General features: G+C 70.2%; 20 protein-coding genes. 4 read left to right on the top strand and 16 right to left on the bottom strand.

Features of this window, described 5'->3' with window-relative positions; all coding sequences use genetic code 11:
- Positions 1–30 precede the first annotated feature (30 nt).
- The 9 genes from BM430_RS07480 to coxB form a co-directional block, all read right to left on the bottom strand.
- Positions 31–3,027: a penicillin-binding protein 1A gene (locus BM430_RS07480; RefSeq protein WP_093566613.1), complete on the bottom strand. Its 2,997-nt coding sequence runs from the start codon at positions 3,025–3,027 to the stop codon at positions 31–33.
- Positions 3,028–3,120: 93 nt separating this feature from the next.
- Complete coding sequence (locus BM430_RS07485; RefSeq protein WP_093566614.1) at positions 3,121–3,924, bottom strand: SURF1 family protein; 804 nt, start codon at positions 3,922–3,924, stop codon at positions 3,121–3,123.
- On the bottom strand, positions 3,921–4,289 hold the full coding sequence (locus BM430_RS07490) for a DUF983 domain-containing protein (protein WP_093566615.1): 369 nt from the start codon (positions 4,287–4,289) through the stop codon (positions 3,921–3,923). The genes BM430_RS07485 and BM430_RS07490 overlap by 4 nt, the downstream gene beginning before the upstream one ends.
- 200 nt (positions 4,290–4,489) lie before the next feature.
- Positions 4,490–5,350: a cytochrome c oxidase subunit 3 gene (locus BM430_RS07495; RefSeq protein WP_093566616.1), complete on the bottom strand. Its 861-nt coding sequence runs from the start codon at positions 5,348–5,350 to the stop codon at positions 4,490–4,492.
- 174 nt (positions 5,351–5,524) lie between these two features.
- Positions 5,525–6,118: a cytochrome c oxidase assembly protein gene (locus tag BM430_RS07500; RefSeq protein ID WP_093566617.1), complete on the bottom strand. Its 594-nt coding sequence runs from the start codon at positions 6,116–6,118 to the stop codon at positions 5,525–5,527.
- Between the two features lie 20 nt (positions 6,119–6,138).
- Positions 6,139–6,294, bottom strand: a complete 156-nt coding sequence (locus BM430_RS34605) for a hypothetical protein (protein WP_177302967.1) — start codon at positions 6,292–6,294, stop codon at positions 6,139–6,141.
- Between the two features lie 27 nt (positions 6,295–6,321).
- Positions 6,322–7,272: a heme o synthase gene (locus BM430_RS07505; RefSeq protein WP_093566618.1), complete on the bottom strand. Its 951-nt coding sequence runs from the start codon at positions 7,270–7,272 to the stop codon at positions 6,322–6,324.
- A 202-nt stretch (positions 7,273–7,474) separates the two neighbouring features.
- Complete coding sequence (ctaD, locus tag BM430_RS07510) at positions 7,475–9,103, bottom strand: cytochrome c oxidase subunit I (protein ID WP_093566619.1); 1,629 nt, start codon at positions 9,101–9,103, stop codon at positions 7,475–7,477.
- Positions 9,104–9,209: 106 nt separating this feature from the next.
- Entirely contained in the window at positions 9,210–10,076 is an 867-nt protein-coding gene (gene coxB, locus BM430_RS07515) for a cytochrome c oxidase subunit II (RefSeq protein ID WP_093566673.1), read from the bottom strand.
- 306 nt (positions 10,077–10,382) lie between these two features.
- Here coxB and BM430_RS07520 point away from each other — a divergent pair, with 306 nt between their 5' ends.
- The 4 genes from BM430_RS07520 (at position 10,383) to BM430_RS07535 (ending at position 14,453) form a co-directional block, all read left to right on the top strand.
- Entirely contained in the window at positions 10,383–11,291 is a 909-nt protein-coding gene (locus tag BM430_RS07520; RefSeq protein WP_093566620.1) for a LysR family transcriptional regulator, read from the top strand.
- A gap of 484 nt (positions 11,292–11,775) precedes the next feature.
- On the top strand, positions 11,776–12,690 hold the full coding sequence (gene nudC, locus BM430_RS07525; RefSeq protein WP_093566674.1) for an NAD(+) diphosphatase: 915 nt from the start codon (positions 11,776–11,778) through the stop codon (positions 12,688–12,690).
- Positions 12,691–12,692: 2 nt separating this feature from the next.
- A complete protein-coding gene (locus BM430_RS07530; protein WP_093566621.1) occupies positions 12,693–13,592 on the top strand; it encodes a dihydrodipicolinate synthase family protein in 900 nt (299 codons plus the stop codon).
- 54 nt (positions 13,593–13,646) lie between these two features.
- Positions 13,647–14,453 carry an inositol monophosphatase family protein gene (locus BM430_RS07535; protein ID WP_093566622.1) on the top strand — a complete coding sequence of 269 codons (807 nt, stop codon included), beginning with the start codon at positions 13,647–13,649 and terminating at the stop codon, positions 14,451–14,453.
- 247 nt (positions 14,454–14,700) lie between these two features.
- On the opposite strand, the gene BM430_RS07540 is transcribed toward BM430_RS07535, so the two are convergent.
- From BM430_RS07540 to BM430_RS07570, 7 genes are all read right to left on the bottom strand, one after another.
- Positions 14,701–15,036 carry a DUF3325 domain-containing protein gene (locus BM430_RS07540; protein WP_093566623.1) on the bottom strand — a complete coding sequence of 112 codons (336 nt, stop codon included), beginning with the start codon at positions 15,034–15,036 and terminating at the stop codon, positions 14,701–14,703.
- Complete coding sequence (locus BM430_RS07545; RefSeq protein ID WP_093566624.1) at positions 15,033–16,592, bottom strand: PepSY-associated TM helix domain-containing protein; 1,560 nt, start codon at positions 16,590–16,592, stop codon at positions 15,033–15,035. The genes BM430_RS07540 and BM430_RS07545 overlap by 4 nt, the downstream gene beginning before the upstream one ends.
- Positions 16,589–16,876 carry an iron transporter gene (locus BM430_RS07550; protein WP_093566625.1) on the bottom strand — a complete coding sequence of 96 codons (288 nt, stop codon included), beginning with the start codon at positions 16,874–16,876 and terminating at the stop codon, positions 16,589–16,591. Before BM430_RS07550 ends, BM430_RS07545 begins: the two co-directional genes overlap by 4 nt.
- 4 nt (positions 16,877–16,880) lie before the next feature.
- On the bottom strand, positions 16,881–19,229 hold the full coding sequence (locus BM430_RS07555; protein WP_093566626.1) for a TonB-dependent siderophore receptor: 2,349 nt from the start codon (positions 19,227–19,229) through the stop codon (positions 16,881–16,883).
- An 851-nt stretch (positions 19,230–20,080) separates the two neighbouring features.
- Positions 20,081–21,814 (bottom strand): ubiquinone-dependent pyruvate dehydrogenase, encoded by a 1,734-nt coding sequence (gene poxB, locus BM430_RS07560; protein WP_093566627.1) that lies wholly within the window; start codon positions 21,812–21,814, stop codon positions 20,081–20,083.
- Between the two features lie 418 nt (positions 21,815–22,232).
- The gene (locus tag BM430_RS07565) at positions 22,233–22,508 is read right to left on the bottom strand and encodes an adenylosuccinate synthase (RefSeq protein ID WP_093566628.1); all 276 of its coding nucleotides are present in this window, start codon (positions 22,506–22,508) and stop codon (positions 22,233–22,235) included.
- 14 nt (positions 22,509–22,522) lie between these two features.
- Entirely contained in the window at positions 22,523–22,777 is a 255-nt protein-coding gene (locus tag BM430_RS07570; RefSeq protein ID WP_093566629.1) for a hypothetical protein, read from the bottom strand.
- Positions 22,778–23,022: the final 245 nt, after the last annotated feature.

The raw sequence follows: 23,022 nt of genomic DNA on the forward strand, positions 1-23,022 counted from the left end.
CACGCACGGAAAATCGTCCTGTCTGGAGGTTCAGTAGGTCGGGTCGTCGCCGAAGAAGTAGTCGGGATCGCGCCGGCGCGGCCGGCGGACGCCCTCGTCCTCGTCGCCGAAGGGCGAGCGGTTTCGGGCGCCCGGCCAGTACGGCTCGGGCGCGGGCACCGGCTGGGCCCGGCGGGCATAGGGGCGCGGCTCGGGCCGGCCGAACAGGGCGCCGAACGGGTCGTAGCGGTCGGCGTCCGGCGCCTCGTCGGGCATCCGCCCCGGGTTCTCGCCCGGGAGGCCGCCCTCCAGCGCGTCGCCGTCCTGCTCGCTGTCCGGCCGCATCGCGTAGATCTGCTCCTGCGGCACCAGCTTGAAGCGGGTCTCGGCGAGGCGCCCGTCCACCGAGAGGCGGAAATGCTCCATGAAGCCGCCGCCGGCGACCCGGCTGCCGGAGCGCAGGTCAATCGGCTCGTCGGCGATCAGGCGCTTGGCCTCGGGGCTCGGGCCGGAGAGCGGGGACTTCGCCACCCCGTTGGCCCAGGCGGCCTGGAGCACCTGGGAGAAGATCGGCACCGAGAGGTGACCGCCGGTCTGGCCGCGACCGAGCGTGCGGCGCCTGCCGTCGGCGTTGTCGTAGCCGACCCAGGCCACGATGGTGATTTCGTTGGTGAAGCCGGAGAACCAGGCGTCGTTCTCGTCCTCCGAGGTGCCGGTCTTGCCCGCCACGTACGGCGAGAACCGGGCGAGCGCGGCGGCGGTGCCGCGCTGGGTCACGCCCTGGAGCAGGCTCTTCAACTGGTAGAACGCCACCCGGTCGGCCGAGCCGATGCGGGCGAGCGGCCGGTCGGGATGCTGGTAGAGCACCTTGTCGCCCTGCGACACGCTCTCCAGCCCGTAGGGCGAGGGCCGCTCGCCCTCGTTGGCGACCGCCGCGTAGAAGGTCGCGAGATCGATCATCCGCACCGGCTGGGCGCCGAGCACGAAGGGGTAGTAGCGCTCGCATTCGGCGTAGAGCTGCGCTTCGAGCGCGATGTCGCAGACCTTCGAGAGGCTCGCCGGCGCCTTCTCGGCGATGCCGCCGCGCAGGAGCTGCGCGGTGACGAGGTTCTTCGAGTGCTCCAGGCCGCGGCGCAGGGTGACTGGGCCGGAGCCGCCCCCGCCCTCGTAGTTCTTCGGCGACCAGGAATCACCCACCCCGCCGATCGGCGGCAGGGTCACGCGGGCATCCATCACCAGGGTGTTGGGCTGGAGACCCGCATTGAGAGCGGCGAGGTAGGTCAGGGGTTTGAGGGTCGAGCCGGGCTGGCGCACGCTCTGCGTCACCCGGTTGAGCTGGCTCAACGGATAGGAGAAGCCGCCCGCCATGGCGAGGATCCGCCCGGTGCGGTTCTCCAGCACCAGGACCGCGCCCTGGACCTGCGGGCGGATGCGCAGATCCGCCCGGGGGGCGCCCTTGCCCTCCCACACCTTCACCCGCACCACGTCGTAAGCGCTGAGCCGCCCGCGGGCCGCACCCGGGTTCAGGCTCGCGACCCGCCCGTCGGCGAGGCCCACCCGCACGCCGCCCTGGCCGCCGGTCGAGAGCACCACGGCCGCCGGCCAATGCACGTCGTAGAGCGGCAGGCGCGCGGTCTCGAGCGCCCGCTGCCAGGCGGGTTTCGGCCCGGTGGGTTTCACGGCCTTGGCCTGCTTCGATCCCTTCTTCCCCTTCGGCTCGGGGGTCGGGGCGGGAGAGGGCTCGGGAGCCGGCGGGGCTCCGGCAGCCTCGATGCGGCGCACGGCGTCGGCGAGGTTCGCCTCCGGTCCTTCGTACCGCGCGCGGCCGGTCGAAGCCTCGTAGCGCGACAGGCTCTCCTGCAGGATGCCCTCGGTCGCCTCCTGGAGGCCGGCATTGAGGGTCGAGCGCACCGTGTAGGCGCCGGCCGTCAGCGAATCGAGGCCGGCGAGCGTGCGCGCCTCGCGGGTGAGGTGGTCGACGAAGTGGAAGCCGGCATCCTGGCGCAGGCGCTCCAGCGGCGCGAGGCCGAGGGGGGCTGCGAGCGCCGCGTTCATCTCGGCTTCCGTGATCGCGCCCTCCTCCTTCATGCGGGTGAGCACGTAGGCGCGGCGCTCCCGCGCCCGGTCGGGGTAGCGGTCGGGATTGTAGAAGTTCGGGCCCTTCGGCATGCCGCCGAGCAAAGCCGCCTCGGCGACGGTCAGGTCCTTGACGGACTTCCCGAAATAGCTGCGCGACGCCATCTCGATGCCGTAGGCGCCGCGGCCGAGATAGATCCCGTTGAGGTAGAGGCCGAGGATCTCGGGCTTCGTCATCACCCGCTCGGCCCGGGCCGCGACGATCATCTCGCGGATCTTGCGCTCGTAGGTGACGTCGTCGCCGACGGACAGATTCTTCACCACCTGCTGGGTGATGGTCGAGCCGCCCTGCGGCCGGCCCGGCGAGGCGAGGTTGCCGATGAAGGCGCGGATCACCCCGCGCTCGTCGATGCCGCGATGGCTGAGGAAGCGCTTGTCCTCCGCCGCGATGAACGCCTTCTGGACGAGCGGCGGGACCTCGCCGATCGGCACCGCGACGCGCCGGCCGTTGGGCTCGAAGGTCTCGGAGAAGCGGTTGCCCCGCCCGTCGAGGATCGTGGTCGCGCCGGGCAGCCGCAGGGTCTTGAGGGCGTTGGCGTCCGGCAGGTCGGTGACCGCCTTGTTGTAGAACTCGATCACGTCCCGCGCCACGAAGGGCGAGTTCGCCGGGTTCTCGCCCTTGCAGAACTGCTTGTAGCTCGTGTTGAGCTCGGCGATGTCGAGGCCGTGCAGCAGCTTCGACTCGCCCGCGACCGCCTTCGGATCCTCCATCGCGGTCGAGATCAGGTCGTCGAGGTTGATGTCCTCGATGTCGAAGGCCTTGCGCATGTGGGCGCAGCCGTCGCGCAGGAGCTGCACTACCGCCGGGCCGTCCTTGCCCGGATCGAACTGGGTCCGGATCGCGTCGGGACGGGTGGTGACCTGGCTCAGCGTCAGGGCCGTGGCAAACAGCTTGATGAGGATCGCGTTCATCGATGACCAGGGGCCGGGACGAGGCCTGCGGCAGGAGGCGCCCGGCGGCCTGAACCGGACATGGACGGACCCGACATCGACAACGCGGCTGTTTTAAGGACGCGGCGGGGTGGCCGGTGACGGGGCGGCAGGGTCGACAGCCTCGCCCCTCAGGCGGCGCAGGGCGAAGGCCGTGAACACTCCGATCAGGCAGAGCGCGAGGCCGAACCACGTGAAGGCGTATTGCAGGTGGTTGTTCGGCAGATCGACCCGCAGCTGCCCGCCCCTCGGCCAGCCGCCGGGAACGGGCGTGGCGTCGGCCTCGATCAGGTAGGGGGCGACGGTGCCGAGGCCCTTCGCCGCCGCGATGCCGGGGACGTCGCGGTTGAACCACTCGCCGGTCTGCGGGTTCGGCGCCGGCACGAACATCGCCCGCGCCTCGCTCTGGCGCAGCATCCCGGTGACGGTGGTCTCCCCCTCGACCTGTCCGGCGGCGCGGCGGGCCGGATCCTTGAGCTCGGTCGGCACGAAGCCGCGATTGACGAGCACGGTCCGGCCGTCGTCGAGGCGCAGCGGCGTCACGACGTAGTAGCCCTGGAGCGCCCGGCCCGGCGTGTCGCCGGGCGCCAAGCCGTGGACCAGCGTCTCCTTGTCCTGGAGGAAGCGGCCGGTGGCGCGCACCCGCTCGAACTCGTCGCGGGCGGGATCGAAGCCGTCGAAGGCCGGCAGCGGCGCCGGCGGCTCGATGCGCGAGCGGGCGACGATCCGGTCGATCAGAGCCTCCTTCCAGGCCTTGCGCTCGAGCTGCCAGACCCCGAGGCCGACCAGGATCCCCAAGCAGACGAGGGTCGCGAGGGCCGGGGCGACGAGGTCGCGCAGGGCCGCGCGCCGCTCCGCGGGGCCGGCCGGCGCCGTCACCGGAAGCGCCCCTGCGCCGCCTTGTTGGAATATTGCAGCGCCGCCATCATGCCCTTGAGCGGCCGGACCAGGAGCAGGCTCAAGACGATCGAGAGCGGCGCCCAGAGCGCGGCATGCACCCACATCGGCGGCTCGTAGGCGAACTCGACCCACATCGCCAGCGCCACCACCACGATGCCGACGATCGACATCACGAAGAAGGCCGGGCCGTCGGCGGAATCGATGAAGCGGAAATCGAGCCCGCAGACCTCGCAGGAGGGGCGGAAGCTGAGATAGCCCTTGAACAGGTGCCCTTCGCCGCAGCGCGGGCAGCGGCCGCGCAGGCCGACGGTCGCCGGGGAGTCGACGGTGCGGTTCTCGTCCATGGGCTCAACTCCTGAACGCGGGGGTGCCAGCGCGATCTGGGGGGTTTCTTGGCATAAGAAAAGGGCGGCTTTCGCCGCCCTCTCATGATCCCTGCGCGTGAGGCGCTGGCTCAAGCAGAGCTGCATGGCGCACCTCTGCTTGATTCCTTGTCTCTGCATCATTTTATCGCCGAACCGGTGACCACTTCGGCGAATGATGCCTAATGCGCGGCGGCGTGGCCGACGCCCGAACCCCAGACGTAGATGGCGGCGAACAGGAACAGCCACACCACGTCGACGAAGTGCCAGTACCAGGCGGCGAACTCGAAGCCGAGGTGCTGCTTGGGGGTGAACTGGCCGAGATAGATCCGGTACAGGCAGACCGCCAGGAAGATCGTCCCGATCAGCACGTGGGCGCCGTGGAAGCCGGTCGCCATGAAGAAGGTGGCCGAGTAGATGCTGCCCGAGAAGCCGAAATGGGCGTGGCCGTACTCGTAGGCCTGGACGCAGGAGAACAGCGCGCCCAGCGCGATGGTCAGCCACAGGCCGTACTTCACGCCCTTGCGGTCGCCGTGCAGCAGGGCGTGGTGGGCCCAGGTGATCGTCGTGCCCGAGGTGAGCAGGATCAGGGTGTTGAGCAGCGGCAGGTGCCAGGGGTCGAACGCCTCGACGCCCTTCGGCGGCCACAGGCCCCCGGTGAAATCCACCCGCGAGGCCTGGATCGGGTCGGCGGTGTAGAGCGCGGCCTCGAAATAGGCCCAGAACCACGCGACGAAGAACATCACCTCGGAGGCGATGAACATGATCATGCCGTAGCGGTGCGACAGCTGCACCACGCGGGTGTGGTCGCCGGTATTGGCCTCGTGCGTGACGTCCCGCCACCAGCTCAGCATGGTGTAGAGCACGCCGATCAGGCCCGCGAAGAACACGTAGGGACCGACCGCGAGATTCGCGATGGTCAGGCTCTTCATCCACAGGACGGCGCCCGTCGTCATCGTGAAGCCGCTCATCGAGCCGACGAGCGGCCACGGGCTCGGATTGACGAGGTGGTAGTCGTGGTGCTTCCCGTGCGCCTCGGCCATCGTGTCGGGTCTCCTGCCTGCTCTTGCGACCGGTCGCGCCCCGCGCCGGCCGTGGATCTCGTTTGACGCGGGGCGGCTCGCTCCCGGCGCCCCGGCTGGTCCGCCGTCGGCGCTCACGGTCACGCTTTAATGCCGCCCCGGCGCGGTTGTCACCTCGTCAATTCGCCCATCCCGTCAATTGGCCTTGGTCCCGACCGGCGTCGCGAGGGCGGCCTGCGGCTGGCCGTTCTTCGACGCGAAGTAGGTGTAGGACAGGGTCATCTCGGTGAGGTCGCGGGTGTTCGCATCGGCCTTGATGCCGGGCTCGAGGTAGAACACCACGGGGAAGTCCATGGTCTCGCCGGGCTGCAGCGTCTGCTCGTTGAAGCAGAAGCACTGCACCTTGACGAAGTAGCCGCCGGTCAGCCCGGGCTGGACGTTGAACGTCGCGATCCCGGTGCTCGGCACGCTGCCGGTGTTGGTGACGCGGAAGAACACCGTCTTGGTGGCCCCGAGCTGCGCCTCGACCTGCGGGGTCTCCGCCGCGAAGCGCCAGGGGAGACCGGGCGCGACGTTGGTGTCGAAATGCACCAGCATGCTGTCCTGGCTCACCGGGCCTGCGGCGGCCGCGCCCCGCAGGGGCGTACCGTCGTAGCCGGTCGCCTTGCAGAACAGGTCGTAGAGCGGGACGAAGGCGAAGGCGAGCGCCGTCATCCCGACCACGATGCCGAGGCAGGCGAGCGCCGTGGTTCGGGCCCGCTTCTGCTGGTGGTTGCGCGCATCGGTCATGGCGGCATCGCCCCTTCGCGTCACAGCGGCCGGTTGAGGACCTGGGGCCCGAGCTTGGCGATCGTCAGCACGTAGAAGATCAGGACCAGGGCGGCGAGCACCATCGCGATCGCGATGGAGCGCTTGCGCCGGCGCTGGATCTCGTCGGGGGTCAGTTGCTGGGGCACCGCACTCATCGCTGCATCGGCCGAAAGGGGAGGGGTTCAGCCGAAGACCGGCCGGAACAGCCCGAGGCCCTGTTCCGCCAGCAGGGCGGAGAAGAGCAGGAACAGGTAGAGGATCGAGAAGCCGAACAGGCTCATCGCCGCCTTGTTGGCCGCCTCGCCCTCGCGCCGGCGCAGCACCTGGACGCTGAGCGCCACCATGGCGAGGCCGCCGATCAGGCCGACGACGCCGTAGATCATCCCGCCGAAGCCGAGGAAGACCGGGGCGAGGCCGAGCGGGGCCAGCAGCACCGAGTAGGCGAGGATCTGGCGGCGGGTCGAATCGGGACCGGCGGTGTTCGGCATCATCGGGATGCCGGCCCGGGCGTACTCGCCGGCCTTGACCAGCGCCAGCGCCCAGAAATGCGGCGGGGTCCAGATGAAGATGATCAGGAACAGGATCGTGCCCTCGATCCCGATCGAGCCGGTGACCACCGCCTGGCCGATCATCGGCGGCAGGGCGCCGGCGGCACCGCCGATCACGATGTTCTGCGCCGTCGAGCGCTTCAGCCACATCGAGTAAATCACGGCGTAGAATACGATGGTGAAGGCGAGGAGACCCGCCGACAGCCAGTTCGCCGCGAGCCCGAGCACCAGCACCGAGCCGACCGACAGGGTGAGCCCGAAGGACAGGGCCTCGCCCGGCTGGATCCGCCCCGCCGGGATCGGCCGGGTGCGGGTGCGGGTCATCACCGCGTCGACGTCGGCGTCCCACCACATGTTGAGGCAGCCCGAGGCGCCGGCCCCGACCGCGATCATCAGGAGCGAGATCGCCCCGATCACCGGGTTCACGTGCGACGGCGTCACCGTCATCCCGACGAGGGCGGTGAAGATCACCAGCGCCATCACCCGGGGCTTCAGGAGCGCGAAGTAATCCGCGACCTCGCCGCCGGAGCTGCTCGCCTCGGCGAAGGGACGGTCGGAGATCGCGCTGTTCGACAAGGTGGTCATGCTGGGTGTCGCGGCCATCGTGGGAAGGGATGTGAAGGTGTCGCGCTCCTCGCCGGAACGCCCCTTCGGGCGCTCGGGGGAAGAGCCGGGACCGCGTCGGTCCCAGGATCTTCCGCGGGAGACTTGCGCCGGCCGGGCCGGGAAGTCTCCGCGCTATGTTGGTCCGCCGCGGCTTTTCCGCGGCGGACCGTCGTCCTTCGTGTCAGTGGGCGTGGGACGGCTCGTCCACGATCACCGGCAGGGTCTCGTACTGGTGGAAGGGCGGGGGCGAGGACAGGGTCCACTCGAGGGTGGTGGCACCCTCGCCCCACGGGTTGTCCGCGGCGCGCTCCTTGGAGCGGAAGGCGAGCACCACGCCGATCACGAACACGACCATGCCCAGCGCGAAGATGTGTCCGCCCATCGTGGCCACCCAGTGCCAGCCCGCGAAGGCCTCCGGATAGTCGGCATAGCGACGCGGCATGCCGGCGAGGCCGAGGAAGTGCATCGGGAAGAACAGCACGTTGGCGCCGATGAAGGCGAGCCAGAAGTGCAGCTTGCCGGCCCATTCCGGGATGATGCGGCCGGTCATCTTCGGGAACCAGTAGTAGACGCCGGCGAAGATGATGAACACCGCGCCGAGCGATAGCACATAGTGGAAGTGCGCGACGACGTAGTAGGTGTCGTGCAGGTAGCGGTCGACGGCGGCGTTGGCCAGGATCACGCCGGTGACGCCGCCGACGGTGAACAGGAACACGAAGCCGACGGCCCAGTGCATGGCGGCGGTGAAGCGGATCGAGCCGCCCCACATCGTGGCGATCCAGGAGAAGATCTTCACGCCGGTGGGGACCGCGATCACCATGGTGGCGAACACGAAGTAGGACTGGGTCTGGAGCGTGAGACCCACGGTGTACATGTGGTGGGCCCACACCACGAAGCCGACGACGCCGATCGCCACCATCGCGTAGGCCATCGCCAGGTAGCCGAAGACCGGCTTGCGGGAGAAGGTCGCGATGATGTGCGAGACGATGCCGAAGGCCGGCAGGATCATGATGTAGACTTCGGGGTGGCCGAAGAACCAGAACAGGTGCTGGTACAGGATCGGGTCACCGCCGCCGGCCGGATCGAAGAAGGTCGTGCCGAAGTTGCGGTCGGTGAGCAGCATGGTGATCGCGCCGGCCAGCACCGGGAGCGACAGCAGCAGCAGGAACGCGGTCACCAGCATCGACCAGGCGAACAGCGGCATCTTGTGCAGGGTCATGCCCGGCGCGCGCATGTTCAGGATGGTGGTGATGAAGTTGATGGCGCCGAGGATCGAGCCCGCGCCCGACAGGTGCAGGGCGAAGATCGCGAAGTCGACGGCCGGGCCGGGATGGCCGGCGGTGGAGAGCGGCGGGTAGACGGTCCAGCCGGTGCCGGCGCCGACCGCGCCGGGGGCGCCCTCGACGAACAGCGAGCAGACGAGGCTCATGAAGCCCGCGACCGTCAGCCAGAACGAGATGTTGTTCATGCGCGGGAACGCCATGTCCGGCGCGCCGATCATCAGCGGCACGAACCAGTTGCCGAACCCGCCGATGAGGGCCGGCATCACCATGAAGAACACCATGATGAGGCCGTGCCCGGTCACGAACACGTTGTAGGTCTGCGGATTGGAGAAGTACTGCAGGCCGGGGGCCTCCATCTCCATCCGGATGCCGAAGGACAGGAAGGCGCCGACGATGCCCGCCGAGAAGGCGAACAGCAGGTAGAGGGTGCCGATGTCCTTGTGGTTGGTCGAGTTGAACCAGCGCGTGAAGAAAGGTGGGGTGTGGTCGTGGGCGTGGTCGTGCCCTGCCGTGACGGCTTGAGCCATGGGGTCAGCCTCTTCGAGGAATGTCTCGGTCGGTCTGTCGAAAGGGGCGGGGGGCGCCTGCCGCGCCGCCCCGCGTCATGAAATCAGTCGGCGTCCGCGAACGGCCTTATTGCGCTTCCGCGAACTTGGCGCCGCCGTCGATGCGGGCGAACTTGGTCTTGGCCTCGGCGGTCCAGGCCTGGAAGGCCTGCTCGCTCACCACCTTCACGGTGATCGGCATGTAGGCGTGGCGCTGGCCGCACAGCTCGGAGCACTGGCCGTGATAGGTGCCCTCGCGCTCGGCCTTGAACCAGAACTGGTTGAGGCGGCCCGGGATCGCGTCGATCTTGAAGCCGAAGGACGGCATCGCCCAGGAATGCATCACGTCGGCGGCGGTGACCTGGATCTTCACGATCTTGTTCACCGGCACGACCATCTCGTTGTCGGTGGCCAGCAGCTTGGGCTGGCCGGACTTCACCTGGTCGTCGCCCTCGAGCAGGTTGGCGTCGAACTTGAAGCCGCCGACATCCTGCGGGTACTCGTAGGACCAGTACCAGGCGTGGCCGATGACCTTGACCATCAGGTCGGCCTTCGGGTCCGACAGCTGCGTGCGCAGCACCCGGAACGACGGAATCGCGATCGCCACCAGGATCAGCACCGGAACGATCGTCCAGGCGACCTCCAGCATCGTGTTGTGGGTGGTGCGCGACGGGTTCGGGTTGGTCTTCTCGTTGAACTTGAAGATCACCGCGATCAGCAGGCCGAGCACGAACAGGACAACGGCCAGCATGATCCAGTTCAGGAGGTGGTGGAAATTGTAGATTTCCGTCGCCACCTCGGTCACCGGCCGCTGCAGGTCCATCTGCCACGGCACCGGCTGGCCCACGCCCGCCGCCGACACGGCCGTGGCGGTGCCGAGGATCCCGGTCGCTGCCAGCGCCGCGGCGCGTCCCCAGAATCCGCGGCCCCTCGGCCGTCCTTGCGCCCTCGCCATCCCCATGATGCCCTCGATGCTCCCCAACAGGCTGTCTGCCGGTAACGGCTGCCCGCGCGGCGGGAGCGCCGTCACTCTCGGCCTCACGGTGTCGGCCCGCCGCCCTGCGGCCGTGAAGCCGGCCGAGACCCGGTCGGCGTCTCTCACCACAATGGCGCCGCAAGCGCAACGGCGTTGGCGTCGCATCGGCGTTCCGAATTCGCCTGTGGGCACTGGACATTCGTCGTGAGGCTCGAATGATTCCGCAAAAGCGTGCGCGACCGCTCGGGGCTTTCGCGACGCGCCGGACCTGGCCTCCACCCTTCGATGATCGACCGTCTCGAGTTCATCCTGGCGCTCGCCCAGGAGCAGCATTTCGGCCGCGCCGCCCAGGCCTGCGGGGTGTCGCAGCAGACCCTCTCGGCCGGCGTCAAGCAGCTCGAGGAGCGCCTGGGTGTGCTCCTGGTGCAACGCGGCTCGCGTTTCCAGGGCTTCACCCCGGAGGGCGAGCGGGTGCTCGACTGGGCGCGGCGGATCGTCGGCGACGCCCGGGCCATGCGCCAGGAGGTGGCGGCCCTGCGCCGCGGCCTGTCGGGCATGCTCCGGATGGCGGCGGTGCCGACCGCGACCCCGATGGTCGCCGCACTCACCACCCCGTTCCGCGCCCGCCACCCGGCGGTGCGCTTCTCGGTGCATTCGGCGACCTCGCACGAGATCATCCGGCAGATCGCCAATCTCGAGCTCGATGCCGGGCTGACCTACATCGAGGACGAGCCTCTCGGCCGCGTGATCGCCCTGCCGCTCTACCGCGAGCATTACCGCCTGCTCACCGCCGCCGACGGGATCTACGGCGCACGCCAGAGCGTGACCTGGGCCGAGGTCGGCCGCATCCCGCTCTGCCTCCTGACCCCGGCGATGCAGAATCGCCGCATCATCGACCGGCACCTGCGCGCCGCCGGGGCCGAGCCGGCGCCGCTGCTCGAATCGAACTCGATGATCGTGCTGGTGACGCATGTGCGCACCGCCAAATGGGCGAGCATCATGCCGGCGGCGCTCGCCGAGACCTTCCGCCTCACCGAGCGGGTGCGGGCGGTGCCGATCACCGAGCCCGACGTCAGCCACACGATCGGCCTCGTGGTGCCCGAGCGCGATCCCATGACCCCCCTCGTCGCCGCCTTCCTGGCCGAGGCGCGGGCGATCGCGCCGGGCCTCGCGGCGGAAGTTGCGGCGCTGTGATACGATTTCCGGACGATCAGTTCGGACATCGGATCACCAGCCCGCGCGGTGGAGCCTCCGGCTCCACACACGTGAGCGAGGCCGATTTCCGCATCGCGAAAGCGATCCGACAGGATCGCCTGGAGCGATCAATCGGAAATCGGATGAGACGATTTCCGGAGCAAATCCTCCGTTGCCGGAGGACCGGCTTTTTCCGTCAGCGGAACGGATCGGCCGGTACTGGGAGACCGTCGTCGGATCCTCGCATCCGCGTGCGGGCATAGCCGGGCAGCCGGACGCTCCCGGACCGAGCCCATTTCCCACCCGGCTCCTCACGGCGCGATCGGGCCGGGCCCGCGGGATCCGGCTGCGCCGGGAGCATGGCGCCCGCCTCGCCCGGCGCCTTGCTTTTGCATCATTTTGCCTGCCCATGCTGGCGACGACGCGAGGGGCCGCGCCGGGCTCCGCACGATGATGCATGAGGTCGCGAGCCTTGACCGTCTCCTTGCCCTATTCCCTGGATCGCCTCGGCTATGCCCGGAGCCTGCTCGAGCGCCACTCGGCCGAGCGCAGCGGCCCGACCCCGACGCTCGCGGAGACGCCCGACGCGAGCCTGCTCCTGTTCTGCGGCGACGTGCCGGTGCTGCGGGTGACCGAGGGCGGCGCCACCTGCCTCCTGTCGCGCGAGGACGCGGCGCGCGCCGGTGCGCCCTCGCCCGAACTGTTTCTCGGCCGGGTCGGCGGCCGGCCGGCCTTCGCCGGTGCGCTGCCGGCGGATGCGGCGGCGCACTTCTCCGGCGATCCGGCCTACCGGGTGCTCGATGCCCGCGCCGTCGCGACCGAGGGGGCGGTGCCGGCGCCCGAGATGGGGGTGATGGCCACCGCGAAGTCCCTGCTCGGCTGGCACGCCCGGCACGGCTACTGCGCCAATTGCGGCACCGCCACCACGCTCTCCTGCGGCGGCTTCCGGCGCGACTGCGCGTCGTGCGGCACCGAGCACTTCCCGCGCACCGATCCGGTGGTGATCATGCTGGTGACGCACGGCGACCGCTGCCTGCTCGGGCGCCAGGCCCGGTTCGCGCCCGGCGTCTATTCCTGCCTCGCCGGCTTCCTCGAGCCCGGCGAGACCATCGAGGACGCCGTGCGGCGCGAGACCTTCGAGGAGGCCGGCGTGCGGGTCGGCGCGGTGCGCTACCACCTCTCGCAGCCCTGGCCGTTCCCGTCCTCGCTGATGATCGGCTGCGAGGGCGAGGCCCAAGGAGACGCCCTGGTGCTCGACCGGACCGAACTGGAGGATGCGCGCTGGTTCACCCGCGCCGAGGTGCGCCAGATGCTGGAGCGCCACCACCCCGACGGCCTGATGACCCCGCCGCCGATGGCGATCGCCCACGCCCTGGTGCGAACCTTCGCGGAACGCTGACGATGGCGCGGTTTACAGGCATCATCCCCTACCTCGTCACCCCGCTCGACGCCGAGGGGCGGATCGAGGCCGGGGTGATGGCGGCGCTCTGCGACGACCTGATCGTGGCCGGCGTGCACGGCCTGACGCCGCTCGGTTCCACCGGCGAGTTCGCCTATCTCGACGAGGCGCAGAAGCGCGAGACCGTGGCGGCGGTGGTCGCCGCCGCGGCGGGCCGGGTGCCGGTCCTGCCGGGCGTCGCCTCGACGGCGATCCGCGGCGCGGTCGCGCAGGCGAAGGCCTGCCGGGCGGCGGGGGCGGACGGGATCGTGCTGATCCTCGACGCCTACTTCCCGCTGACGGAAGGGGAGGTCGAGCGCTACTTCCTGTCCGTGGCGGATGCCACCGACCTGCCGATCATCCTCTACACCAACCCGAACTTCCAGCGCGCCGACCTCTCGGTCGCCTCGATCGCGCGGCTCGCCAAGCATCCCAACATCGTCGGGATCAAGGACGCCTCGACCAATACCGGGCGCCTGCTCTCGATCATCAACCGCGTCGGCGACGACCTCGACGTCTTCGCCGCCTCCTCGCACATCGCCGCGAGCGTGATGATGCTCGGCGGCAAGGGCTGGTTCGCGGGTCCGGCCTGCGTCATCCCGCGGGACTGCCTCGCGCTCTACCGGTTGTGCCGGGAGGAGCGCTGGCCCGAGGCGGTGGCGCTGCAGAAGCGGGTCTGGGCCTTCAACGAGGTTTTTGCCCGCTACAACCTCGCGGCCTGCGTCAAGGCGGCGCTCCAGATGCAGGGCTACGCCGTCGGCGATCCGGTGCCGCCCCAGAGCTCGGCCTCGCCGGAAGCCCGCGCGGCCATCGCGGCGGCGCTCGCCGCGGTCACCGGCCCAGCGGTCACGTCGCACACCTGAGACACCCGGCCGTGTAGGACGGCCGCACCCATCCGATCGAGGAAGCGTTTCGCCATGACCATCGAGACCACCCAGGCCGCCCGCGCGCGCCGCGACGCCGCCCTCGCGATCGCCCGCGCCGCCGGCGAGACCGCGCTCGGCTTCTTCAACGCCCGCGACGAGCTGGTGATCGAGCAGAAGAGCGGCGCCCAGGACCTCGTCTCGCAGGCCGACCGCGAGGTCGAGCTCCTGATCCGCGCCCGCATCAAGGAGGCGTTTCCGGAGGACGGGGTGATCGGCGAGGAGCACGCTCCGGTCCCGAGCCGTTCGGGCTACACCTGGGTGGTCGATCCGATCGACGGCACCAGCCCGTTCCTCAACGGCCAGCCGAACTGGTGCGTGTCGATCGGCGTGCGCGGTCCCGAGGGGCTGGTCGCCGGCGTGATCGAGGCGCCGGTCCTGCGCGAGACCTATGCGGGCCTGGTGGGCGAGGGCGCGACCGTGAACGGCCGCCCCCTGCGCGTCGACCCCGAGACGGTGCTCACCTCGGCCAATATCGGCTTCGGCGCGACCCAGAAGAACCCGGCCGCGGAAGCCGCCGCCTTCGTGCACGGCCTCTACCAGGAGGGCGGGGTGCTGTTTCGCAACGGCTCGGGCGCCCTGATGCTCGCCTACGTCGCCGCCGGGCGGCTCGCCGGCTACTACGATCCCGGCCTGAATTCCTGGGATTGCTATGCCGGCCTGGTGCTGGTCCGCGAGGCCGGCGGCGTCGCCGAGTATCTCGGCTCCGACGACATGCTCACCGGCGGGCCGCTCTATGCCGGCACGCCGGCGGTGGTGGCGGACCTGCGCCGGCTGGCCGAGGCGTCGCGGCGGGGGTGAGGAGCGGGTCCTGTCGGCGGGTGCAGGGTTTCCGTCAACGGGAATGCCATCCTCCATGTCATTCCGGGGCCGCGCAGCGGAGCCCGGAATCCATAACCGCGGACCGCATAGGATAAAGCGGATACCTATCCGCCTCGTTCTGTACGACCTGAGCGTCTGGATTCCGGGCTCCGCTTCGCGGCCCCGGAATGACAGGAGGGGGTGGAATCGAACGGAGCACACTCGTCGCGTGCCAAGGCACGGGGGGTCAGCCCACCCCGGCGATCACCCCCGCCACCGCGACCACCCCCGCGAGCGGAGCCAGCCACAGCAGCGCCCGCGGCCGGTAGGACTGCACGACGATCAGCACGAGGCCGGCCCCGATCAGCGATCCGAGCCAGTCGACCGGACCGAAATTCCAGCCGTCACTCCCAATCGCGGCGGCGAGCGACAGGGCGATCAGACCCCAGCCGGCGGCGCGGAGCGCGCGCGCGCGAGACCGGTCCGGCGGGCGCGACCAGACCGCCTGATGATGCCGGGCCATGGAGAGGCACAGGGCGGCGAGCCCGAGGAAGCTGAGCCCGGAGCCGACGAGGAGCGTCATGCCCGCCCCATCTGCGGCGCGGCCGCGGATTCCTCGACCATCCGGCGCGCCCGGCGCGGGGCGGCGAAGCGGTCGACCTTGTGGGCGACGAGGGCGAAGCCGGCCGCGACGGCCAGGAGCACGGCGTCGAAGCCGAGGAACCAGAGGGGATCGTCCCACGAGGCCCGGGCGGTCGCGAGATCGGCGAGCACCACCGCCACGAACAGGGCGGCCACGAGGCCGAGCGCCCCGCGCCAGGCCCGGCGCGGCGCCGGCCACGCGCCGGCGAGGGCCACGGCGATCCAGGCGCCAAAGAACACCCCGACCTCCCACTCCGCCCGGGCCGCGAGGCCGAGGGGCAGCAGCCGGTTCGCCAGGAAATAGGCGGCGATGCCCGCCGGCAGGCCCGTGATCGTGCCGAGATTGAGGGCGTGGACGAGGCGCCAGCCCCATCCCGGCGCGATTCCGGCCCGCGGCAGCCGCGCCACGGTCCAGAGCACCAGCCCGCTCGCCACCATGGCGCAGCCGAGCAGCCCGCACACGAAGAACAGCAGCCGCAGGGCGCCCCCGGCGAAATGCGCCTCGTGCAGGCCGACCATCGTGGTGAAGGTCTTGGCCGCCGGCCGCAATCCCCCCGACAGCACCTCGACGACCGCGCCGCTGGTGCCCGCGAAGGCGACCTGCGGGTGCTCGTGCGAGAGGCCGTGCGGCTCCTCGAACACCGCCACGACGGTCGAGTTCGCGTCGCGCGGGTTGGCGATGGTGAGCCGCTCCAGCGGCTCGGGGATCGTCGCAAGCGCCTTCGCCACCATCGGCCCCACCGGGGCGAGGGTGCCGGGCTGCCCGTGAGCCGGGCGGGTCTTCGTGATCTGCCCGGTCTCGGCGAAATAGGCGAACTGGTCGCCGTTGTAGGCCGCCGTGACGCCCCAGGGCATGTACATCAGCGCGAGCGTCACCACGCCCGTATAGGTGATCATCAGGTGGAACGGCAGCGCCAGCACGCCGCTGACGTTGTGGGCGTCGAGCCAGCCGCGCTGCGCCGCCTTGTCCCGCCGCAGGGTGAAGAAATCCGAGAAGATGCGCCGGTGGGTGACGATGCCGCTCACCAGCGCCACCAGCATCACCATGGCGCAGATGCCGACGATCCAGCGGCCCCAGAGCGGCGGCAGATTCAGCTCGAAGTGGAAGCGGTAGAAGAAGTCGCCGCCCCGCGTCGCCCGTAGCGCGGCGGGCGCGCCGGTCCCCGGATCGAGGAGGACGTGGCCTGGCGGCGTGCCGGGCCTGTTGCGCCAGAACAGCTCGACGAGGGGCCGCTCCGGGGTCGGCAGGCCGACGAACCAGGTCCGCGCGTGTCCCGCATGGGCCTCGAGATGGGCCACCGCGCGCTCGGCCGCCGCCGCCAGGGCCTCGGGGGCGATGGTGGCCTCGCGCCGCAGCTCCGGCTGCATCCAGCGCGAGATCTCGGCCCGGTAATAGGTCGCGGTGCCGGTGACGAAGACGGCGAACAGCACCCAGCCGACGACGAGGCCGGACCAGGTGTGCAGCCAGGCCATGGACTGGCGAAAGCCCTGCTTCATGACGATGATCCGGTGACGAGCCAGAGGGCGGCCCCGAGCACCAGGGCGAGGACCCCGACGATGACGGCGGCCCGCCCGAGCGAGCGGGCCGCGAAGACCGCGACCACGATTCCCACCACGACGGCGAAGCTGAGGAGCGTCGCCGTCGTGACGGCCTCCGCCCGGGGCATCGGCAGGACCAGCGACAGGAGGGCGGTGGCGAGGGCCGCGGTCGCGTAGCCCCCGCCCGCGGCGAGGACGACGCGGCCGGCCACCGCCGCGCGGGTCGAGAGGGGGAGGCTCACGGTCTCACCAGCGGTAGCGCAGGGTCGCGTAGACCGTGCGCGGCAGGCCGACATAGCAGCCGGCGTAGGACAGGCAACCGGTCACGACCCGCTCGTCGAGGAGGTTCTGGGCGTTGACCTGGAGGTCGAAGCCGGTGAGCTTCGGGTCGAGATGCTTGAGGTCGTAGCGCGCCACCGCGTCGACGAGCACGTTCTCGGGCACCCGCAGGCTGTTGGCCGCGTCGCCCCAGGAGCCGCCGAGGTAGCGGACCCCCCCGCCGAAGCTCAGGCCAAGCAGCGGGCCGGACTGGACCGTGTAGTCGACGAACAGCGAGGCGGTGCGGTCCGGGATCTGGACGGGGCGCAGGCCCACGATCGGCACGGTCTGGCCGGTGGCCTGGTTGAAGGTCGTGGTGGTGTCGCGGGTGTTGCGCACGTCGAGGAAGGAGACGCCGCCGACCAGGTTCAGCCCCTCGGCGAGCGTCGCGCGGGCCTCGAACTCGACGCCCTGCACGCCGATCTCGCCGGTCTGCAGGTTGAAGCCCGGATTGGCCGGGTCCGGCGTCAGGGTGTTCGAGCGCTTGATGTCGAAGGCCGCCGCGGTGAGCAGGATGTCGGTGCCGGGCGGCTGGTACTTGATGCCGGCCTCGTACTGGCGGCTCGAGATCGGGTCGGGGATGCGGCCGGTCGAGCCGAAGGCCTGATCGAAGATGCGCCCGCCGGTGATCGGCTCGAACGCCTCGCTGTAGGAGACGTAGGGCGCGATGCCCTCGTCGAAGCGGTAGAGCAGGCTCGCCCGGTAGGTCATCGCGTCGGAGGGCACGTCCTGGAACGCCACGGCGCCGGTGGCGAGCGTCCGGGTCGGCCCGCTCTGGCGCGCGACGTCGTAGCGTCCGCCGAGCGTCAGGACCAGGCGGTCGAACTTGATCTGGTCCTGGAGGTAGACGCCGGTCTGCTGCGCGGTGAGGCGCGCATTGGTGGTGTAGGGCGGCACCGGGATCGTCATGTCGTAGTTCGGCGCCAGCAGGTTCAGGTCCGGCGCGGCCGGGAAGGCCGAGGACAGCGTGCGGGTCTTGATCGTCTGGTGGTCGACGCCGAGGAGCGCGGTATGGGCGAAGGGGCCGGTGTCGAACTTCGCCTCGAAGTAGTTGTCGATCGTGTAGGCGTCGATCGCCACGTCGGTGGCGATGCGCGAGCGGTTGAGCAAGGGACCGGTGGTGAGCGGGCTCGGCGTGGCGATCCCGTTGGTGAGGAACGTCGAGTAGACGCTGCGGTACTGCCCTTCGGTGCGCAGGAAGCGGCCCGAGGAGTGGAAGCGGAAGGTGTCGTCGAAGCGGTGATCGAGGATGTAGGTCACCGCGGCTTGCGTGCGGTCCGACTTCTCGAAGTTGCGGTCGCCGTCGTAGAAATCGACCGGCAGGCGCCCGACGATGCCGTTGCCGAAATTGCGCGGAAACAGCGTGCCGTAGGCCGGGAAGCCGCCGTAGAAGCCGGAGAACGGGTCGCGCTGGTAGAGGCCGAGCACGGTGAGCGAGGTGTCGGCCGACGGCCGCCAGGTCACGCTCGGCTGGATGAAGGCGCGCTCGACCCGGGTCGTCACCGCCGGCCCGTCGCCGTTCCAGCCCGAGGCCGTCACCCGGTAGGCGAATTGCTCGGTGCCCGGCACGGTGGTCTCGGAGGTGATCGGCCCGCCGACGTCGACGCCGCCCCGGACCTCGCTGAAGCCGCCGCCCTGGAGGAAGACCTCGCCGTGGCGGACGAATTGCGGCATCTTCGACGTCAGGTTGACGATGCCGCCGGGGCCCGACTGGCCGTAGAGCACCGAGGCCGGGCCCTTGACGATGTCGATGCGCTCGATCCGGTAGGGATCGACTGACGGGAAGGCGTCGCGGGAGGTCGGCAGGCGCATCCCGTCGAGGAAGAGCGGCGCGGTGAAGCCGCGGATCAGGAATTGCTCCAGCCGGGTCTGGCCGGCGCCGCCGCGCTGCTCGGTCGTCACGCTCGGGCTGTAGCGCAGGGCCTGGTTGATGGTGAGCGCGTTCTGGTCCTCGATCTGCTCGCGGCCGATCACGGTGATCGATTGCGCGGTCTCGAGGACCGGCGTGTCGGTCTTGGTCGCCACCACGCTGCGCGACGCGACGTAGCCCGGCACCGCCCCGCGGGCGCCGCCCGGTTGCGTTCCGGCGGCGGTCGCGGCGATGGGGCGGGGCGCGCCCTCGATGTTGATCGTGTCGAGGGCGATCTCGGCCCCGTCCTGGGCCCGCGCCCCCGCGGCGAGGCCGGCCGACAGCACCACGCCCGACAGGAGCGACCGGGTCAGCCGACGCCCCGCGAGCGAGAGGGGACGGGCGGGACGCGACGACGGGACGGGCATGACGAAGATCCAGGGCGAGCGGGAACGCTGACCGCGGTCGACGACATCATGGATAGGACGTGGGCGGCCGGGGCTGGAAACCGAATGGCAAAATCGCGTTGCGCTAACAAGGACTATGTTTTTTAGCTATTACAATGAGAGTGTCGGGGGAATTCTATGACGGTACGATGCGTTGATCTATGGAGATCATGGCTCGGTCCGGTCGCGCTTGTGCGAAGCACTCGAGAGGAGAGATGGCGATTGTGGTGCCGGCCGGGTGGCAGAGGCGGATTGCCGACGCAGGGTCAGGCGTGGTCCGGGTCGGTAAGGCTAACCCGAAAGACATAGGCTTCGCCGTGGCGAAGCTCGGATGATCCTTCGTAGCGGCATAGGGCGTGCGATGTAGCGAGGGCTTGCGCGCGATCCGAGCCTGTGGAGAAGCGGGCTCAATGCGACGTGCCTCGCAGGATTTCCGTTCGATTCCTGTCGATGGCAGCGAAGCGCAGGCTTCCCTGCTGATATGGACAGGGTCGAGAAGGCGCGTGTCTTTCCTGTCCTCCTGCCCGCGGCAGGGCTATCCGGGGAAAGGAATGGCGCGAGGCTATCCCTCCCCCCTCTGCGGGGGAGGGTGGCGAGCGGAGCGAGCCGGGAGAGGGGACGCCGCTTCCGGAGAGGTCGCGAGCGTGGTGAAGGGCGCCATATCCTTCGGCGTCGCGCCGCCCCTCTCCCGCCCGGCCCCGCCGGGCACCCTCCCCCGCAGAGGGGGGAGGGAAGAAGCCCGCGCCTTACTTTCCCCAGACAGTCCTGCCGCCCGCAAGGAGAGGAGAGACCTTCGCCTCTTCCTGCGCCGAGCTGCCCTGCGATAAACTCGCTCACCGGATCAGGTTGCTCTTCGCCAGATCGATGATCTCGTCCCCGCGGCCATTCATCACCGCGCGCATCACGTAGAGGCTGAAGCCCTTCACCTGCTCGGCCTGGATCCGGGGCGGCATGGCGAGTTCCTGGCGGTTCGTCACCACGTCGAGGAGGGCGGGGCCGTCATGGGCCAGCATCTCGGCGAGCGCTCCCTCCAGGTCGCCCGGATCCTCGACCCGGCGTCCGTGCAGGCCGGCGGCGCGGGCGATGGCCGAGAAGTCGGGGTTCTGGAGCGCGACGCCGGTCTCGAGGTAGCCGGCGGCCTTCATCTCCATCTCGACGAAGCCGAGCGTGCCGTTGTTGAACACCACCACCTTCACCGGCAGCTTCTCCTGCACCAGGGTGAGGAGGTCGCCCATCAGCATGGTGAAGCCGCCGTCGCCCGCGAGCGCGATCACCTGCCGGCCCGGCAAGGCGGCCTGGAGCCCGATCGCGTGCGCCATGGCGTTCGCCATCGAGCCGTGCGCCCAGGAGCCGACGAGCCGCCGGCCCGGCGTCATCGTCAGGTAGCGCGCCGCCCAGATCGTCGGCGTGCCGACATCGGCGGTGAACACGGCGTCGGGCGCCGCCGCCTCGCTGACCCGCTTGGTCAGGTATTGCGGGTGGACCGGCTTGCGGCCGGGCTTCCCGGTGGCGAGGTCGTCGAGCCCCTCGCGGGCCTTGGCGTAGTGCTTCAGGCAGCTTTCCAGGTGCCTTGAATCCCGGCCGCCCTTCAGCCGCGGCAGCAGGCCGGCGATCGTCACCGCGACGTCGCCGACGAGGCCGAGATCGAGCCGGCAGCGGCGGCCGAGATTCTCCGGCCGGATGTCGACCTGCGCGATCTTCGCCTTCTCAGGATAGAACTGGCGGTAGGGAAAGTCGGTGCCGAGCATGAGCAGGGCGTCGCAGGCCTCCATCGCGGCGTAGCCGGAGGAGAAGCCGATCAGCCCGGTCATGCCGACGTCGTAGGGGTTGTCGCTCTCGACGTGCTCCTTGCCGCCGAGCGCGTGCACCACCGGCGCCTGCAGCGCCTCGGCGAGCTGGATCACCTGGTCGCGCGCGCCAGCGCAGCCGCGGCCGCAGAACAGCGTCACCTTCCGCGACCCGTTGAGGAGGTCGGCGAGCGCGTCGAGCTCACCTGCCGGCGGCAGGACGATCGGCGGCTTCGGGGCCAGCGTCGCGGGCGCGGCGAGCGCCCGCTCCGGCGCCTCCTTCAGGGCGACGTCGCCCGGGATCACCACCACCGACACGCCGCCCTTTCCGATCGCGGTGCGGATCGCGATCTCGAGGACGAACGGCAGCTGGGCCGGATCGGAGACCAGCTCGCAATAATGGCTGCACTCCCGGAACAAAGCCTCCGGATGGGTGGCCTGGAAGTAGTTGGTGCCGATCTCGGCCGAGGGGATGTGGGCGGCGATCGCCAGCACCGGCGTGCGCGAGCGGTGGGCGTCGTAGAGGCCGTTGATGAGGTGGAGGTGGCCGGGACCGCAGGAGCCGGCGCAGACCGCGAGCCCGCCCGTCCCCTGCGAATCGGCCGACGCCGCGAAGGCCGCCACCTCCTCGTGGCGCACATGCACCCAGCGGATGTTTCCCCGGGCCCGGATCGCCTCGGTGAGGCCGTTCAGGCTGTCGCCGACGACGCCGTAGACGCGCTCCACGCCGGCATGTTCCAGGGTCTCGATGCAGAGATCGGCGATGGTACGGCCCGTCATGACAAGCTCCTGCGCGCTGCGCCGCCGCGGCTCGGCCGCCGGCGGGCAAGAAAAAGTCTCTCGTCGAGGCGCCCCAACCCGAACCCGGATCTAGGGCGTGTTCGCCGAAAGGGGACGCGCGGCGATGGGAGCGGGTCCGGGGCGGGGCGGACTCTCGGCCGCTCGGCCTAAGCCATGTCACTGAGGCAAAGGCGGGCGCCTCGCCCGGCGCCGTCAAGAGACAACAAGAAACAATGCGCTGAAAAGAAAAAAGGCCACCCTTGCGAGTGGCCCGAAGTCTAGGGAGGAAACGCCCAAGAGGGCTGGCAAGTCCGCGACGCCATCGCGTCCTTGCGTGAGATGTGTATCCCATGCTTTTCCGCACTGCACAATCCGGTATCTCGCGCGGGGTGCCATGCATCTGGCGCATGAGGATCGGTCAGGCCGGGCCGATCTCGAACTCCATCCCGCGCCCGGGCCCCTGATCGGCGTAGTCGACGAGCGTATAGCCGCGCTCCGACAGGGCCGCCTCCAGGTCGTCGCGGTGGCGGCGGAACATCTGTCCGATCGCCAGCGGCGTCAGGCGCGGGCTCGCGCGCCGGAGTTCATCGACGCCGACCTGAACCGGCGCGCCCTCCCGGTCCGCGATCCGGATCAGGATCGCGGCCAGTTCTGCCGCCTTGGTCTCGGCCGCGGATTTCGCCTTGAAGGCCATGGTTCTCTCCCCGATTACCCGCCGCTGATCTGCTCGGCGAAATCCTCCGGGATCTCGCCGAACTGGCCCAGGATCGTCACGCTCTCGAGCTCGCCGGTCTCGTCGTCCGCCACGATGCGCAGGGCCGCCGCGCCCGGCATCCGGCCGGCGATCGCCTCGGCGCGCTTGAGCGCCCCGCTCTCCGTCGGCGCGACGTCCCGCGCGCCCGGCCGCAACCGCTTCCGGTGCACCTCGAACGTCTGCACCATGAAGGTCGTCCGCATCGCCATCCCATCTCTCCCGTCGCCGTCCCGCCCGTCGCCGTCCCGCGACCCCGGACCCGGCCTCAAGCGGGGCCGTAAACCGCCGGCCCGCCTGTTCTTTTTTCGTTCTAGACCATTGCCCGGCCCGGCTCCACCGCGCTCTCGTCGCGGGCCGACACGTCGTGGATCACGTCGCCCGAGCGTGGCGATCCCTGCCCGCCGACCCGGCCGTGCCCAATCCGATTGCCGACGAAAAGTTAGCCTTAACAGAT

The sequence above is a fragment of the Methylobacterium sp. 174MFSha1.1 genome (assembly GCF_900116815.1).
Lineage (GTDB): Bacteria > Pseudomonadota > Alphaproteobacteria > Rhizobiales > Beijerinckiaceae > Methylobacterium.